The following is a 17,713-nucleotide window of genomic DNA, read 5'->3' as shown; positions in this document are numbered from 1 at the left end:
CCGGGCCGCCGGGTGGGGGGTGGTGCGGGTCGTGTTCGCGTTGGCGCCCGGGTGGGGGGGCGGGGGGGCGGCCCCGCCCCCCCCGCGCTCCCGCCCGCGGTCAGGAGGTCGGTCGGCGCCGCCGTACGACCACCGGCTCCTCGGCGGCGTCCGGCCGGGGCGTCCGGTCGATCAGGGCCGCCAGCGCCGCCACCGTCGGGTGCTCGAAGCAGGCGCTCAGCGGGAGTTCGACGCCGAGGTCGCGGTGGATCTCGGCGAGCATCCGGACCGCCGCCAGCGAGTGGCCGCCGAGGAGGAAGAAGTCGTCCTCGACGCCGACCGGACCGGTCCCGAACAGCCGCTGCCAGATCCCGGCGAGCGCCCGCTCGGTGGCGGTGCCCGGCGGCGTGCGGTGGCCCTCGGCCCGCTCCTCCGGCGGGACCCGCAGCGCCTTGCGGTCGGTCTTGCCGGAGGGCAGCGTCGGCATCGCGCCGAGCACCACGAAGCGCGCGGGCGTCATCGCCCGGGGCAGTGCGCGGCCGCAGTGCGCCCGCAGTTCGGCGTCGGTCGGCCGGGCGGCCGGGTCGGCCGGGTCCGCCGGGGTGACGAAGGCGACCAGCCGGGGCCCGGCGACCGCCGAACCGTCCACCACCACCGCGGAGTCGGCGACCTTGCGGTGCGCGCCGAGGACGGCCTCGATCTCGCCGAGCTCGATCCGCACCCCGCGGATCTTCACCTGGCCGTCGCTCCGGCCGAGGTACTGGAGCTCACCGTCGGCCGTCCAGCGGGCCAGGTCGCCGGTGCGGTACATCCGGCTGCCCGGCGGGCCGAACGGGCAGGGCAGGAAGCGGTCGGCGGTGAGGTCGGCACGGCCCAGGTAGCCGCGGGCCAGGCCGGCCCCGGCGAGGTGGAGCTCGCCGGTGACGCCCGGCGGGACGGGGCGCAGCGCCTCGTCCAGGACGAACAGCCGGGAGCCGGCGATCGGTGCGCCCAGCGGCGCGCCGACCCGGCCGTGCAGCGGGCCGGAGAGGGTCCCGAGCACCGTGGTCTCGGTCGGGCCGTAGGCGTTGTGCAGGCGCCGGTCCCGCCCCCACTGGGCGACCAGGTCGGCGCCGAGCGCCTCGCCGCCGGCCACCACCGCCCGCAGGTCGGGGAAGGCGCGGACGGGCAGCGCGGCCAGCGCGGTCGGGGTCAGCACGGCGTGGGTGATCCGCCGCTGTTCGAGCAGCACGGCCAGTTCCTCGCCGAGCACCGGGTGCGCGGGTGCCACCACCAGGACGGCCCGGGAGCGGAAGGCCATCAGGAGTTCCATGACGTACATGTCGAAGGTGGGGGAGACCTGTTGGAGCATCCGGACCGGGCGCTCCCCGGCGTCGGGGTCCGCCAGGACGGTGCGGTGCAGCTGCTCGGCGAGCGGGGCCAGCCCGCCGTGGGTCACCACGACGCCCTTGGGCTGCCCGGTCGAGCCGGAGGTGTAGAGCAGGTACGCGGCGTTCGCCGGGTGCACCGGTGCGGTGGCCGGGGGTTCGCCGGGGTGCTCGGCGAGCGCGTCCAGCAGGTCGGGGTCGTCCAGCAGCAGGGTCGGCGGGGCGTCGACGGGCAGGGCGGGGGCGCCGGCCGAGTCGGTGACCACCAGGGCGGCCCGGGCGTCGGCGAGGATGAAGGACAGTCGTTCGACCGGGAACCGGACGTCCAGCGGAAGGAACGCGCCGCCGGCCTTGGCCACGGCCAGGACGGCGAGCACCAGTTCGCCGCTGCGCGGCAGCGCGAGCGCGACCACGCGCTCCGGGCCGACGCCGCGGGCGACCAGCTCGGCGGCCAACCGGTTCGCCTGCTCGTCGAGTTCGGCGTAGGAGAGGGTGAGGTCGCCGGTCTCCAGGGCCGGTGCGTCGGGGGCGGCGGCCACCGCCTGCGCGAACAGCTCGGCGAGGGCGGTCGGCCCGGGCGCGGCGGCACCGGTGCTCCAGGTGTCGAGGACGGCCTCGCGCTCGCCCGGGAGCAGCAGGTCCCAGTGCGAGATCGGCTGGTCCGGCCGGTCGGTGGCGGCGTCGAGGGCGAGCAGCAGCCGCTGGGCGAGGGCCTCCCCGGCGGCCTGGTCGAACAGGTCGGCGTTGACCGTCAGGGTGCCGCTGATGGTGGCCCGGGCGCGGTCCTCGGTCAGTTCGAAGGTGAGGTCGAACGGGGTGGCCGGGGTGCCGAGGTCGAAGGGCTCGGTGGGCAGTCCGCCGAGCGCGGGGACGGGCTCGGGCTCGCCGTTGAGGCTGGTCATCACCTGGAACAGCGGGTTGCGGCCGTGCTGGCGGGGCGGGTTGAGGGCGGTGACGATCTCGTCGAAGGGCAGGTCCAGGTGGTCGTGGGCGGCCAGGTTGGTCTCCCGGACCCGGGCGATCAGGGTGCGGAAGCTGGGGTCGCCGGAGGTGTCGGCCCGCAGCACGGCGGTGTTGATGAAGCAGCCGATCAGGTCGTCCAGCGCCTGGTCGGAGCGGCCGGCGGTGGGGGTGCCGAGCGGGATGTCGGTGCCGGCGCCGAGGCGGGTGAGCAGCGCGGCGAGGGCGGCCTGCAGCACGATGAAGACGCTGGAGCCGTGCTCGTGGGCGGCTGCGGTGATCCGTCGGTACAGCTCGGGCCCGGCCTCGACCCGGGTGGGCAGGCCGCGGAAGGTCGGGGTGACCGGGCGTGGCCGGGCGCCGGGCAGGGCGAGTTCCTCGGGCAGCCCGGCGAGCGCCTTGGTCCAGAACTCCAGGCTGCGGCCGGACGGACTGTCCGGATCCTCGGCGCGGCCCAGCTGTTGGGCCTGCCAGAGGGCGAAGTCGGCGTACTGGATCGGCAGTTCGTGCCAGTCGGGGGCCCGGCCGGCGGACCGGGCAGCGTACGCCGCGGCCAGGTCGCGGCAGAGCGGGGCCAGCGACAGGCCGTCGCAGGCGATGTGGTGGACGTCCACCAGCAGCACGTGCGAGGCCGGTCCGGTGCTGAACACGTGGAGCCGCAGCGGGACTTCGGTGGTCAGGTCGAACGGGGTCGCCAGCGCGTCGTGCAGGGCCTGCTGGAGCCCGTGGGGGTGGACGGCGCGGGAGCGGACCACCCGGGCGACGGCCTCGGGCGGCTGCACCGCCTGGCGCGGCGCTCCGGTGGCGGTGTCGGCGGGGAAGAGCGTACGCAGGATCTCGTGCCGGCGGCCGAGGTCGGCGGCGGCCTCGGTGAGCACGGCGAGGTCCAGGGCGCCGTCGATCCGCACCGCCAACGGCATGTGGTAGAAGGCCTGTTGCTGCCCGAGCCGGTTGACGATCCAGATCCCGCGCTGGGCCATGGACAGCGGCAGCACCTCGGGCCGCGGGCCGCCGGCGGCCGGGACGGCGCTGCGGGCCGGTGCCTCGGCGGGGGTCGCGGCGGCCTCGTCCAGCAGCGCGGCGAGGTCGGCGAGGACCGGGGTCCGGAGGACGTGCCGGACGGAGAGCTTGACCGACCACTGCCGGCGGATCCGGGCGACCAGCCGGGTGGCCAGCAGGGAGTCCCCGCCGTCGCGCAGGAAGTCGGTGTCGCGGCCGACCGTCTCGGTGCCCAGCAGCCGGGACCAGATCGCGGCGAGGGCCCGCTCGGTGGCGGTCGCGGGGGCGGTGGAGCCGCTCCCGGCCGCGGTCGGGCGGGTGGCCCCGGCCTGCCGGGCGGCGGCCTCCTGGACCGTGCCGTCGGCCAGCACGCGGGCCCGGCGGCCGCTCGGTGCGCCCGCCAGCAGCAGGTCGCCGTACACCCCGGCGGGCGCCCGGTTGCCGTGCCGGTCGCGGACCTCCGCCGCGGCGCCGTCCAGCGCGGCGGGCCCGTGCGCGCCGAGCGCTACGGCGCCGACGGTCGCCGTGCCCCCGGCCAGGAAGGCCGTCAGCAGGGCGGCGTAGTCGGCGGCGAGCCGTTCGACGGTGGCCCGCTCGAACAGGTCGGTGGCGTAGTCGAAGTGGAAGTCGACCCGGTCCGCGGTGTAGCTGACCGCGAGTTCCAGGTCGAACTTGGCGGAGTCGTTGCGCATCTCCACCAGCTCGACCGCCAGCCCCGGGAGCCGGGGCGGCGGCACCACCTGGTTGACGCTGCACATCACCTGGAACACCGGGTTGCGGGACGGGTCCCGGGGTATGCCGAGCGCCTCCACCACCCGGTCGAACGGCACGTTCTGGTGGGTCAGCGCCTCCGCCGACACCGTTCGGACCTGGCCCAGGAGTTGGCGCAGGGTCGGGTCGCCGGCCAGGTCGACCGGCAGGGCCAGGGTGTTGGCGAAGTAGCCGATCACCGGCTCCCACTCGGCCCGCGGCCGGTTGGCCACCGGCACGCCGACGACCACCCGCTCCTCGCCGTTGTAGCGGTGCAGCAGGGCGGCGAGCACCGTCACCGCGGTGGCGAACAGCGAGGCCTCGTGACCGGCGCCCCAGCCGGCCAGCCGCCGCTGGAGGTCCGCGGGGACGGGGACGGCGACGCTCGCGCCCTCGCCGCTCAGCAGGACCGGCCGCGGCAGGTCGGCCGGGATCCCTGCCTCCTCCGGCAGCCGGGCCAACTGCTCGCGCCAGAAGGCCAGCTGGCCCCGGTAGAGCTCCACGGTGGCCGGCTCGGCCTCCCAGTCGGAGTAGTCGACGTAGCGCACGGTGAGCGGCGGCAGGCCGGCCGCGCCGCCGCCGGCCCGGGCGGCGTAGCAGGCGCCCAGCTCCTGGAAGAACAGCCCCTCCGACCAGCCGTCGGTGATCGCGTGGTGCAGGGTGACGGCGAGGTGGTGCACGGGCGCCGCCCCGGCGCCGGTCCGGATCAGCTTGGCCCGGAACAGCGGCTGCCCGGCCAGCGCGAAGGGGATCCGGCTCTCCTCCTCGATCAGCGCCGTCACGGCCGGTTCGCCCAGGTCGGTCAGGTCCGCCTGCTCCCAGGGCAGCCGGTCCGGGTCGAGCAGGAGTTGGAAGACCTCGTCCTCGTCACCGGCGAAGGTGGTGCGCAGGACCTCGTGCCGGGCGACCAGGTCGCCGACCGCCAGCCGCAGCGCCTCGGTGTCGAGCTCGCCCTCCAGCCGGAGCCGGAACGGCACGTTGTAGGTGCTGTTGGGGCCGTTCAGCTGCTCCAGGAACCAGAGCCGCTTCTGCGCCAGCGACGCGGGTGCCCGGCCGTCGCCCGGGCGGGCGGCCGCGGGGTCGACGGCCGCGGGGGGCGCGGCGGTGGTCGGGGCGGTGGCCTCCTCGGCCAGCGCGCGGGCGAAGACGGCGTCCAGTGCGGCGCGGCCGACCGCGTCGGTGTCGTTCACGAACCTTCCTGGCCTTCCTGGTCGTGGGGGTGCCCGGTGATCCGACGGCGGGTCGGATCAGGTCAGGGCCGGGGCGGGGACCTCGGTGGGGATGCCGGTCGCCCGGCGCACCGGGGAGAGCGCGAGCAGCAGCGCGGCCAGACCGAGGCCGCCGGCGCAGACCACGATCGCCAGCTGGGTGCCCAGCAGGGAGCCGAGCCCGCCGCCGGCCATCGCGCCGAACGGGGTGCCGGCCATCACGATCATCCGGGTGGAGGCGTTCATCCGGCCCTGCATGTCGTCCGGGGTGATCGCGGCCCGGTAGCTGCGGATGTTGATGCTGGAGGAGATCACCAGCGCGGCGTAGGCGACCTGGACGAACATCAGCATCGCGAAGGCGACGCCCTTGGGCATCACCGTCGCGGCGGGGATGACCAGTTCGACGGCGGTCATCGCCACGGTGACCCAGACCACCATCTGCCCGAACGGCAGCAGCCGGCCCAGTTTGGCGGCGAGCAGGGCGCCCATCAGCGAGCCCGCCCCGGTGCCGGCCAGCAGGGCGCCGACCAGGATGCCGGGCAGGTCCAGGGTGCGGGTGACGAAGACCAGGAACACCGGGTCGATCGCGATGGCGGAGAAGTTGATCAGGAAGGTGACCAGCACCAGGGTGCGCAGCGTGGCGTTGCGGAAGATGAAGCCCAGGCCCTCGCCGATGTCCTGCCACATCGAGGGCCCCTGGCCCGCGACGGGCTTCTCCGGCACCGGCTCGCGCTTGCGGATGCGCAGGGTGCAGGCCGCCGCCAGGCCGAAGGCGAAGACGTTGACCATGATGACCACCGGGCCGGTGAGCAACTGCACCAGCAGGCCGCCGAACGTCCGGCCGCCGATGTTGGAGACCGAACTGCTCATCTCCAGCTTGGAGTTGCCCTCGACCAGGTCGTCGCGTTCGACCAGGGCGGGCAGGATCGAGGCGTTGCCGATGTCCGAGACGGTGCTGCAGGTGCCGGTGCCGAACACCACTGCCAGCAGCAGCGGGACGCTCAGCAGGTGGGCCCAGGAGAGCAGCGGCACGGACAGCAGGATCAGCGAGCGCACGGCGTCCGCCGCCACGATGATCATCTTCTTCGGCCGCCGGTCCAGCCAGACCCCGACGAACAGGCTGATCAGCAGGTAGGGCAGGAACTCGGTGGCGAGCAGCAGGCCCATCTGGAACACCGAGGCGCCCAGGCTGACCGAGGCGATCAGCGGGACGGCCACCGCCACCATGTTGGTGCCCAGCATGGAGAGCGTCTGGCCGGCCCAGAGTCTGCGGAAGTCCGCGTGGTCCCAGAGTCCTCGGAGCTTCACGACGGCTGTCCTTCCTGGGTCATCGCCCGGCCCATCAGGTCGAGCAGCGGCTGCGGCGCGGCCAGGAAGGCGTGGTGCCCGCCGTCCAGCAGGTGCCGGTGGTGGCGGGCCGGCGGGACGTACCGGGCCCAGCCGCCCAGCTGCTCCGGGCGGATCTCCACGTCCTGCTGCCAGCCGACCGCGTGCACGGCGCAGGCCAGCGGCTCGGGGGCGGCGAGCCGGTAGCGGCGCTGGGCGGCGAGGTCCTCCTCCAGCACGTCCAGCGCGACGTCCAGGAAGTCCGGGTCCATCCGCGTCCCGGCCGCCTCGGCGAGGACGGTCAGCTCGACCGACAGGTCCTCCCGGCCCAGCCACAGCCAGCGGCCGAACGGGTCCTCGTCCGGAGCGAGTTGGGAGGACATGAAGAGCGCGGTCAGCTCCCGGCCGTGCACCCGTTCCAGTTCGAGCGCGGTGGCGAACGCGGACAGCGCGCCGCCGCAGTGCCCGAAGAAGCCGGTCGGGCGGTCGATCAGCGGGGCCAGCGCGGCCGCGGCCGCCGTGGCCAGGTTCTGGTAGGTCACCGGGTGCGGCTCGCGCAGCCGGTTCTCCCGCGCGGGCAGCTGCACCAGGCACACCTCGACCTCGCCGATCCGCTCGGGCCAGGCGCGGTACATGGAGGCGCCGGTGCCCGAGTACGGGAAGAGGAAGATCCGTGCCGGGGCGTCCTCGGACGGTGGGCGGAACAGCCATTTGCCCGGGTCGGTCTGCATGGCGCAGTGCACTCCTTGGGTCCCACCGGTGCGGTGTCGGGGCGGTCGGGTTTCCGGCGATCGGCGTCCACCGGTCGGGCGTTCGGCGATCGTGCTGCGGGCGGTGCTGGTGGTGCTGGCGGTGCGGGCCGTGCGGTGCGGGTGGTGCGGTGCGTCGGAGGGGGCGGTCAGCCGCCGAGCGCGGCGGCGCCGAGGGCCTCGGCGACGGCCCGGACGTGCGGCTGCCGGACCAGGCCGTAGTGGTCGGTGTCGAGCCGGTGGAGCCGGAAGTCGCCGTCCACCACCGCCCGCCAGGCCTCGGCGCTGCCCAGCTCCCGGCCGTCGCGGCTCTCCAGGTAGACCACGTCGCCGGGGAGGCGGCGCGGGCGGTAGGCGTGGTGGGCCCGCAGGTGGGCGGCGAAGACCCGGTGGCGCGCCGCCCAGGCCTCGCTGCCCGTGCCGTCCGGCGGGGCGCCGGTGAGCGCCAGGGTGTCCTGGAACAGCGCCTCGGTGGTGCGGGCGTCGTCGAGACCGGCCAGCTGCCCGGGCGCGGGGAAGGCGGCGTCGACCATGCAGAGCGTCACCTCCCGGCCCTCGGCCCGCAGCCGGCCCGCGGCCTCGAAGGCCAGCACCGCGCCGAAGGACCAGCCGGCCAGGTGGAGCGGCCCGTCCGGGTGGTCCTGCCGGATCCGCTCCACGGCGGCCGCGGCCAGCTCCTCGACGCCGGTGCCGACCGGCTCGGCGCAGTCCAGGCCGGAGACGGCCAGCCGCCGGTCCAGTGCGCCGGCCAGCGCCAGGTAGCCCAGGGCGCTGCCGCCGACCGGCGGGAACAGCCACAGCGGTTCGCCGTCGGCGGGCCGCAGGGCGAGCACGTCCCAGCCGTTGCGGGCGGCCGGCGCGGGCGCCGTCAGCAGGGCGGCCAGCCGCTCGACCGTGTCGTGCGCGAACAGCTCGGCGACGCTCAGCCGGTGCGGGAAGTCCCGGCGGAGCCGGCCGATCAGCCGGACGGCCGCCAGCGAGTGCCCGCCGACCCGGAAGAAGCCCTCGTCGACGCCGAAGTCCGCGCCGTCCAGCACGTCCGCCCAGGCGGCCGCGACCAGCCGCTCCGGCGCGGTCAGCGGCCGGGTCGCGGTGCGCCGCGCCGTCCCGTCGGGGGCCGGCAGGCGCTTGCGGTCGACCTTGCCGCTGCCGGTCAGCGGGAGTTCGGCGAGCGGCTGCCAGCGGGCCGGCACCAGGTGCGGGGGGAGCAGCCGTTCGGCGTGCCGGCGCAACTCCTCGGCGGGCAACTCGGCACCGGGCCGGGCGGTGAAGTGGGCGGTCAGCCGTTCGCCGTCGAAGGTGACGGCGGCCGCGCCGCAGTCCGGGTGGGCGGACAGCAGCGTCTCGACCTCCCCGGGCTCGACCCGCATGCCGCGGATCTTGACCTGGGCGTCGGTGCGCCCCAGGTACTCGATCGCGCCGTCCGGGCGGCGCCGGGCGAGGTCGCCGGTGCGGTAGAGGCGTTCGGTGCCGCCCTCCGGCCGGGGGTGGAGGCGGAAGCGCTCGGCGGTCAGCTCGGGCCGGCCGTGGTAGCCGTCGGCCAGGCCGGTGCCGCCGATGTACAGCTCGCCCGCCGTGCCCACCGGGACGGGGTGCCCGGACGGGTCCAGCAGGTGGATCCGGGTGTTGGCGATCGGCCGGCCGATCGGCACGGTGTCCGCGCCGTCGGCGGTGCAGTGCCAGCAGGTGACGTCCACGGCCGCCTCGGTCGGGCCGTACAGGTTGGCCAGGGCGGCCTTGGAGCGGTTCAGGAAGTCCCGCTGGAGGTCGGCGGGCAGCGCCTCGCCGCTGCACACCACCTGCCGCAGCGCGGTCGCGGCGGAGAGGTCGGCGGCGTCCAGGAAGGCCCGCAGCATGGCGGGGACGAAGTGCGCGACGGTGATGCCCTGCCGCACCAGCACCTGTTCGAGGTAAGCCGGGTCCCAGTGCCCGCCGGGCTCGGCGACGACCAGGGCGGCGCCCTCGCGCAGCGGCCAGAAGAACTCCCAGACCGAGACGTCGAAGGTGTAGGGCGTCTTCTGCAGCACCCGGTCCCCGGCGGTCAGCCGGAACTCCTCCTGCATCCAGTCCAGCCGGTTGGCGATCGCGCGGTGCGACACCACGACGGCCTTGGGGCGGCCTGTGGAGCCGGAGGTGTGGATGACGTACGCCGGGCCGTCCGGGGCGACCTCGACCGCCGGGGCCCGCCCGCCGCCGGTCGGCGCCGGTGCCCCCGCCGGGACGAACGCGACGGTGACGCCGGGGAGGGCGAGGTCCTCGGTGCCGGCGGCGGTGAGCACCACCCGGCAGCCGGACTCGGCGACCAGCGCGGCCGTGCGCTCCGCCGGATCCGCCGGGTCCAGCGGGACGTAGGCGGCGCCCGCCTTGAGCACGGCGAGCAGCGAGACCACCAGTTCGGCCGAGCGCTGCTGGACGATCCCGACGTGGTCGCCGGGCCGCACCCCGAGCCCGACCAGCCGGTGCGCCAACGCGTCGGCCCCGGCGTCCAGTTCGGCGTAGCTCAGGACCTGCTCGCGGAACAGCACGGCGGGGGCCCGCGGGGTGGCGGCGGCCTGCCGCTCGATCGCCCGGTGCAGCAGGTGCGGGCCGGGGTAGGCGCGGTCGGTGCGGTTCCACTCCCGCAGCCCGGCCAGTTCCGCCGGGCCCAGCAGCGGGGCGGCGGCGGGCCCGGCCGCCGGGTCGGCCAGCATCGCGCGGATCACGGCCACGTGGTACCCGAAGTACCGGTCGGCGTCGTCGGCGGTGATCCGGTCGGCGTCGTAGCGCAGGCCGAGTCCGATCACGTCCGTCCCGGTGTCGCGGGAGAACTCCGAGCCGAGCAGGAAGTCGGTGGGGGTCCGGCTCTCCTCCGCCAGCACCTCCAACCCGCCGCTGGGGACGGCCGATTCGTTGCGGAAGTGGGTGTAGTTGAAGAAGGTCTCGAAGGCGGCCGCGCCGGCCACCCGGCCGCGCAGCTCCGGCATCGGGAACCGCCGGTGCGGCTGGATCGCCAGGTCCGTCGCGGCGACCTGCCGGATCAGGCCGGACCAGCTGTCGGCGGCCGCGAGCCGGCAGCGCACCGGCAGGGTGTTCAGGAACAGCCCGACCACCCGGTCGCCGTCCGGTTCGGCGATCCGGCCGTTGTAGACCGCACCGGAGACCACGTCCTCGGTGCCGGTCAGCAGCGCGATCACCCGCAGGTGCACGGTGAGCAGCACGATCCGCACCGGGACCTGCAGCTGCGCGGCCAACTCCACCAGCCCGGCGGACAGTTCGGGCGGCAGCTCGCGCGGCACCACGGCCATGTCCGGGACCCCGGTGCCCGGGGCGGCCGGGATGCCGCCGAGCGCCGCGCCGTCGAGCTGCGCCTGCCAGAAGGCGAGTTGCTCCGGGTCGCGCACGGCGGCACGCTCCAGGGCGACGAAGGAGCGGTAGTGCGCGGTGGGCGGCGGGGGCAGCGCCGGGGCGTCGTCGTGGCCGAGGGCGGCGAGGTAGAGCGAGAGCAGCTCGCCGAACAGCATCCGCTCGCTCCAGCCGTCGATCACGGCGTGGTGCACCACCGTCCACAGCTGGACCTCGTCCTCGGCGAGCCGGGCCACGTGGTAGCGGATCAGCGGCGGCCGCTCCCAGTCGAAGAGGTTGCGGGCCTCCCAGTCGGTGCGCTGGTCGATCAGCGCGCGTCGGTCCGGCTCCGGCAGGCCGCGCAGGTCCTCGAAGTCGACCGGCGGGCGGTCGATCCGCCGGTGCACCACCTGGAGCGGCTCGCGGAACCCGCCGGGGGCGAAGGAGGTGCGCAGCAGCTCGTGGCGCTCCAGCAGTTGGGCCACGGCGGTGCGCCAGGCCTCGGCCGAGAAGGCCACCCGCAGCCGGGTCAGCAGCACGTCGTGGTACATCGCGGTGTGCGCCTGCTGGCCGCTGCGGTAGAGCATGCCGGACTGCAGGGCGGTCAGCGGGTAGGCGGCGACGGCGTCGGCGGGCAGCAGCGGCCGGTCCTCGTCCGGGACGAGCTCGAACGGGCCGGTGGCCGCCGGGCCGGCGGGGGCGGTGCTGCCCACCAGCGGGGCGAGTTCGCGCACGCTCTGGTGGCGGAGCAGGTCGCGGACCCGGAAGGCGAGGCCGCGGGCGCCCGCCCGGGCGACGATCTGCACGCTGCTGATGGAGTCGCCGCCGAGCTCGAAGAAGTTGTCGTCGATGCCCACGGCGGGGCGGCCCAGCACCTCGGCCCAGACCTCGGTGAGGATCCGCTCGGTGTCGTCCCGGGGGGCCGACCCGCCTGCCGTGGCGGTCCGTCGGGGCGTCGACGGCGTCGACGGCGTCCCGGGCGTACGGGCGGCGGTCTGCGGCACGTCCCCGCTGAGGAAGTCGGTCAGCGGGCGGTCCGGCTGTTCGGCGGCCAGCTCCAGCACCCGGGCGTAGCCGGCCGCGAAGTCGGCGATCCAGCCGGGCGAGAAGCGGTCGGACCGGTACTCGAACTCGGCGACCGCGCCGTCCGCCGTGCGGTTGACCTGGAGGGACAGCTGGTACTTGGCGGTGACCGACGGGACCTCGACCGGGGTGAAGGTCAATCCCCCGCCCCGGACCGGCTCGAAGAAGTCCTCGCCGACGGTGAAGGCGACCTGGAAGATCGGCGGCCGCCCCTCGTGGCGGGGCGGCCGGACCTCCTTGACCACCGTCTCGAAGGGCACGGCCTGGAGGTCCTGGGCCCGCAGCACGGCGGTGCGCACCCGCTCCACCAGCTCGCGGAAGGTCCGCGGCCCGGTGAGGTCGGTGCGGACCGCGACCATGTTGACGAAGCAGCCGACCGTGTCCTGGAACTCGGTGCGGCTGCGGTTGGCGGCGGGGGTGCCCACGATGACGTCGCGCAGGCCGGTGCGGTCGGCGAGCAGCAGGTCGTAGGCGGCGAGCAGCACGGTGAACAGGGTCGTGCGTAACTCCGTCGCCAGGGCGGCGAGTTGCTCGACCGCCCGGCCGGGCAGTGGGACGTCGGCGGTGTCGCCGGGGGCGGAGACGTCGTCGGTGAACTCGGGCGGGAGGTCCCCCGGGAGGTCCAGCACCGGCAGTTCCCCGGCGAGCAGTTCGGCCCAGCCGCGCCGGGCCCGTTCGCCGGCCGGGCTCGCCAGCCACTCGTCGTGCCAGAGCGAGTAGTCGCCGTACTGGAACTCCACCGCGGGCAGGTCCGGCTCCGCGCCGGTGCTGAACGCCTCGTAGTGGGCGGCGAGTTCGGTCAGCAGGAGCTTGGCCGACCAGCCGTCGAAGACCGTGTGGTGGCAGCAGAGCATGACCACGTGCCGGTCCTCGGCGCAGCGCAGCACCCCGGTGCGGACCAGCGGGCCGAGCTCCAGGTTGAAGGGGGTACGGGCGGCCCTGACCATCCGCTCCCGGAGTTCCGCGTCGTCCCCGCAGGTGGCCCGCCGCCATTCCCAGCGGGGTTGCGGGTGGACGACCTGGCGCAGCCCGTCCGGGTGAATGCGGAAAGTGGTGCGCAGTGCTTCGTGCCGGGTGAGCACGGCGACGAAGGCATTGCGCAGCGCCGGGACGTCGACCGGACCGCGGACTTCCCAGAAGCACGGGATGTGAAAGGTCGGTGCGTCACCCACGGTCTGCTGCGCGAGGAAGAGTTGCTCCTGGACCTTCGACGCGGGGAACTCGTCCGCGGCGTCCGATTGGGCGGGGAACTCGATGTCCACGGCTCGTAGACGCCCTTTCCTCCTGGGTATGGAGACACCTCCGCGTCCCCCAGGAACGTCAGCATACAGGCGGGAAATGGCTCGGCAAGGGGCGAGATCTTGCCTCGCCCGTAAGGGATTTGACCTCTGTCATGATCGCAGCGAGTAGGGTAGTCTCGCGGCATCTTGCAGCGATCAGAGCGGGGGATCAACCCATGCCCGAGCGTGTCGTTCCGATCTCGCCGCAACAGCGCAGGCTGTGGCTCCTGCACAGCCTCCATCCCCGGCTCCCGCTCTACAACGGGCCGGTGGCGCACGAGATCCGGGGGGAACTCGACGTCCCGGCGCTGGAACAGTCAATCCGTGCACTGATATCCCGGCACGCCGCGCTGCGGACCGGATTTTCCGTACGGGACGACCAGCCGGTGCAAGTGGTGCACGATCACCTGGAGTTCAGCCTTCCCGTGCACGACCTGAGGGGGGATCCGGATTCCCTCCGGGCCCGGGTGCGGGAGGCCGCCGCGACGCCGTTCGACCTGGAGCGCCCGGGGGTCTTCGACTTCCGGCTGTTCCGGTCGGCGGACGAGGAGTGGACGCTGCTCCTGAACCTGCACCACATCGTCACCGACGGCTGGTCCAACGCGGTGATCGTCGCGGAGCTCGGCCGGGGCTACGCGGAGGCGTCGGCCGGCCGCGCACCGACGGCCGGGGAGCAGGCAGCCGGGGAGCAGGCGGCCCGGGAGCAGGAGGGCGGGGCGGCGACGGACGGCGGGACCGGATACGCCGAGTACGGCGTCGCGCTGGCCGAGCGGCTGGCCGATGGCCTGGCGGACCGTCAACTCGCCTACTGGTCGGAGCACCTGGCCGACGCCCCCGACCTGCTGCGACTCCCGCTGGACCGACCGCGCCCGGCCCGTCAGCGCTTCCGCGGCGAACTGCTGGACTTCGCCCTCGACGCCGACCTGGCCGAGCGGGTGCGGCGGACCGCGGCCCGCCACCGGACCACCGACTACGTGGTGCTGCTGGCCGCCTTCACCCTGCTGATGCACAGCTACACCGGCGAGCGGGACGTGGTGGTGGGCGCGCCGGTCTCCAACCGGGACGACGCCGCCCTCGACGAGACGGTCGGATTCTTCGTCAACATCCTTCCGCTGCGCAGCCGGAGCCGGAACGGCGAGAGCTTCTCGGAGTATCTCCAGCGCTGCCGAGCGACGTTCATCGGCGGATTCCGCAACCAGTCGGTGCCTTTCGACGAAATCGTCAAGGTGACGGACAGTCAGGGGTCGCTCGGCCACTCCCCGCTGGTTCAGGCGGTATTCGGATACCACCAGGAGGCCGCGCCGACGCTTCCGCTGGACGGCCTGCGGACGGCCCGCTGGAACGTGCCGACCGGATTCGTCCAGACGGACCTGGAGTTCGACCTCGCACGAGCTGCGGACGGTTCCGTCTCCGGCATCATCGCCTATGACAGCGACCTCTTCGACGAGGCCACGATCGCCCGGCTCGGCGCGAATTACCGCGCCCTGCTGGAGGGGGCGTTGGCCGATCCGCAGACCCCGCTGGCCGGAATCGACCTGCGTTCCGCGGCGGAAATAGGGTTCGACCGCGAGGTGAACGCGACGGCGGCCGAGTTCCCGGCCGACGCCTGCCTGCACGAGCTGTTCGAGGCGCAGGCGCGGCGCACCCCGGACGACATCGCGGTGGTGGCGGAATCGGCCCGGCTGAGCTACCGCGAACTGGATGTCCGGGCCGAAGCGTTGGCCCGGGAGCTGCGGGCGCGGGGGGTGGGCCCGGAGCGGCCGGTCGGCATCTGTCTGGAGCGCTCGGTGGAGCTGGTGGTGGGGCTGCTCGCCATCCTCAAGGCCGGCGGCGCCTATCTGCCGCTGGACCCGGCCAGCCCGCCCGCCCGGATCCGGCAGATCCTGGCCGACGCCGCCGCGCCGGTGCTGCTGGCGGAGCGGAAGCAGGGTGCGGAGATCGACGCGGCCTCGGTCGGTGTGGAGACCGTCGACCCGACCGCGCCCTCCGAGCACGCGCCGTCCGAGCACGCGGAGGCCGGGACCGCTCCCTCCGACATCGCGGAGTCCCCGGCCGCACCCGTCGCCCCCCACCCCGAGAACCTGGTCTCGCTCTACTACACCTCCGGCTCCACCGGCATGCCCAAGGGCGTGGCCAGCCGGCACCGGGGCTGGGTGAACCGGATGGTCTGGATGCAGCGCAAGCACCGGCTGGCCCGGGGCGAGACCGTGCTGCACAAGACCACGCTGACCTTCGACGACGCCGCCTTGGAGATCTTCTGGCCGCTGTCGGTCGGCGGCCGGGTCGCGGTGCTCGAACCCGGCCGCCACCGGGACCCGGTGGCGGTGCTGGAGGCCGCCACCCGCTACGGGTCGGTGTACCTCCAGGTCGTCCCGAGCATGCTGAACGCGATCCTCGACCTGGTCGAGCAGGCTCCCGACCGGGTGCCGCCCCGGCTGCGGAACACCACCTCCAGCGGGGAGGCGCTCACCTCGGCGACGGTGGAACGCTTCCACCGGCTGCTGCCGGGCGCGCTGCACAACACCTGGGGCGCGACCGAGGTCTCCATCGACTCGACCTGCCACACCTGCGGCCCGGCCGACGAGACGGCCACCGGGCCGGTGAACCTGGGCCGCCCCTTCGACAACAACACCGTGCACGTGCTGGACCGCGACCTGCGCCCGGTGCCGGTCGGCGTGATCGGCGACCTGTACATCGGCGGCCTCGGCCTGGCCCGCGGCTACCTCAACGACCCGGCCCGCACCGCCGGGGCCTTCCTGCCCGACCCGTTCCCGCCCCGGCACGGGTCCCTGCTGCCCGGTGGCGGGCACGGAGGGCGGCTCTACCGCACCGGCGACCAGGGCTTCCTGCACCCCGACGGCGGCTTCCGCTTCGTCGGCCGCAGCGACCACCAGGTCAAGATCCGCGGCATGCGGGTCGAACTCGGCGAGATCGAGACGGCGCTGCTCGGGCACCCGCGGGTCAGGGAGGCCGTGGTGGTGGTCACCGAGGGCCCGGCCCAGCGGCTGGTGGCCTTCGTCACCGCCGCTGACCCGGCCGACCCGCCGGGCCTGGAGGCCGTCCGCGAGCACCTCAAGGAGTGGCTGCCGCACTACATGATCCCCGCCCAGCTGGTGGTCGAGGCCGCCTTCCCGCTGAACGCCAACGGCAAGGTGGACCGCCGGGCGCTCACCGTGCCCGAGCCGCCGGCCGGCGGGCAGGCGGACGGCGGCGAGGCGCCGCGGACGCCCTCGGAGCAGTTCGTGGCCGGGGTGTGGCAGGAGCTGCTCGGGGTCGAGCGGATCGGCGCGGAGGACGGCTTCTTCCTGCTCGGCGGCCACTCGCTGATCGCCACCCGGTTCACCGCGCGGGTGCGCCAGCGGCTCGGCGTGGAGTTCCCGCTGGTCACGCTCTACTCGGAGCCGACGGTGCGGGCGACGGCGCGGACGCTGGAGGAGCTGGTCACGGCGAAGCTGGCCGCGGACGCCCGGCCCGCGGGTGCCGGGCGGTGAGCGGCGGCTGGGACGCCGTGGTGGTGGGTGCCCGGGTCGCGGGCGCCGCCACCGCGCTGCTGCTGGCCCGCAGCGGCCGCAAGGTCCTGCTGATCGACCGGGCCGCGTTCCCCTCGGACACCATGTCCACCCTCTACATCCACCAGCCCGGCGTGGCCCGGCTCTCCGAGTGGGGCGTGCTGCCGGCGCTGCTGGACTCCGGCTGCCCGGTGCTGGACACCATCGACTACGAGGTCGGCGGCGTCCGGCTGGCCTCGCCGGCGCCGGAGCTGCCGGGCGCGCCGGCCGCCTTCGCGCCGCGCCGCGCGGTGCTGGACCAACTGCTGGTCGACGCGGCCGTCAAGGCGGGCGTGGAGTTCGTCGACCGGGCCAACCTCCAGGAGCTGGTGCACACCGACGGCCGGGTCACCGGAGTCCGGTTCCGGACCGCGGGCGGCGTGCGCACCGAGGCCGCCCGACTGGTGGTCGGGGCCGACGGGATGCGCTCCAAGGTGGCCCAACTGGTCGGGGCGCCGCTCGAGGTGAGCGATCCGCGGGCCAGCTGCGTGTACTACACCGGCTGGGCCGGGATCAGCACCGGCTTCGGCTTCCACGAGAGCCCGGGGAACTGGATCGTCCGGATCCCGACCCACGACGACGTCACCCTGATCTCCACCTACTTCCCGCAGGACCGCTTCGCCGAGATCCGGCAGGACCCGTTCCGGCACCACCTGGCGGCCGTCCGCACCACCGCGCCCGGGCTGTACCAGCAGCTCACCGAGGCCGAGCAGGTCGAGCCGATCCTCGGCACCGGCGACCAGCAGAACTACTTCCGGCGCGGGCACGGCCCCGGCTGGGTGCTGGTCGGCGACGCCGGGCACCACCTGGACACCATCAGTGCCCGCGGGATCACCAACGGCCTGCTCCAAGCCGCCTTCCTGGCGGAGGAGTTGACCGACCGGGTGGACGACCCGGCGGCCCTGGCCCGGTTCACCCGGCGCCGCGACGAGGAGCTGACCGAGCCGTACCAGAGCACCCTGGAACTGGCGAGGCTCACCGTCACGCCCGCGCGGCTGCGGATGCTCCGGGAGATCGGCGAGTCGCCCGAACTGACCGCCCGCTACTTCGCGGTCGTCGCCGGGATGCTCGGCATCGACGAGCTGTTCGACGACGACGGCCTCGACGACGATGACGACTTCTGACCCCACCCCTGGAGGAACC

Annotated in this window: 6 protein-coding genes; 2 read left to right on the top strand and 4 right to left on the bottom strand. The window is 74.7% G+C overall.

Annotation, left to right across the window (positions count from 1 at the left end; translation table 11 throughout):
* Positions 1-100: 100 nt before the first annotated feature.
* The 4 genes from AB0O91_RS28940 to AB0O91_RS28925 form a co-directional block, all read right to left on the bottom strand.
* Positions 101-5,245 carry an amino acid adenylation domain-containing protein gene (locus AB0O91_RS28940; RefSeq protein ID WP_363439000.1) on the bottom strand — a complete coding sequence of 1,715 codons (5,145 nt, stop codon included), beginning with the start codon at positions 5,243-5,245 and terminating at the stop codon, positions 101-103.
* Positions 5,246-5,302: 57 nt separating this feature from the next.
* Positions 5,303-6,571: an MFS transporter gene (locus AB0O91_RS28935; protein WP_363438997.1), complete on the bottom strand. Its 1,269-nt coding sequence runs from the start codon at positions 6,569-6,571 to the stop codon at positions 5,303-5,305.
* On the bottom strand, positions 6,568-7,320 hold the full coding sequence (locus AB0O91_RS28930; protein ID WP_363438994.1) for a thioesterase domain-containing protein: 753 nt from the start codon (positions 7,318-7,320) through the stop codon (positions 6,568-6,570). The genes AB0O91_RS28935 and AB0O91_RS28930 overlap by 4 nt, the downstream gene beginning before the upstream one ends.
* Before the next feature lie 167 nt (positions 7,321-7,487).
* On the bottom strand, positions 7,488-13,004 hold the full coding sequence (locus AB0O91_RS28925; RefSeq protein WP_363438991.1) for an amino acid adenylation domain-containing protein: 5,517 nt from the start codon (positions 13,002-13,004) through the stop codon (positions 7,488-7,490).
* Between the two features lie 194 nt (positions 13,005-13,198).
* Here AB0O91_RS28925 and AB0O91_RS28920 point away from each other — a divergent pair, with 194 nt between their 5' ends.
* Positions 13,199-16,513 carry an amino acid adenylation domain-containing protein gene (locus AB0O91_RS28920; RefSeq protein WP_363438989.1) on the top strand — a complete coding sequence of 1,105 codons (3,315 nt, stop codon included), beginning with the start codon at positions 13,199-13,201 and terminating at the stop codon, positions 16,511-16,513.
* Positions 16,510-17,694: an FAD-dependent oxidoreductase gene (locus tag AB0O91_RS28915; protein WP_363438986.1), complete on the top strand. Its 1,185-nt coding sequence runs from the start codon at positions 16,510-16,512 to the stop codon at positions 17,692-17,694. The genes AB0O91_RS28920 and AB0O91_RS28915 overlap by 4 nt, the downstream gene beginning before the upstream one ends.
* Positions 17,695-17,713: the final 19 nt, after the last annotated feature.

This window comes from Kitasatospora sp. NPDC089797 (assembly GCF_040684795.1).
Taxonomy (GTDB): Bacteria; Actinomycetota; Actinomycetes; order Streptomycetales; family Streptomycetaceae; genus Kitasatospora.
Note: the sequence above shows the minus strand (reverse complement) of the source record. Positions and strands in the feature narration are given on the sequence as shown.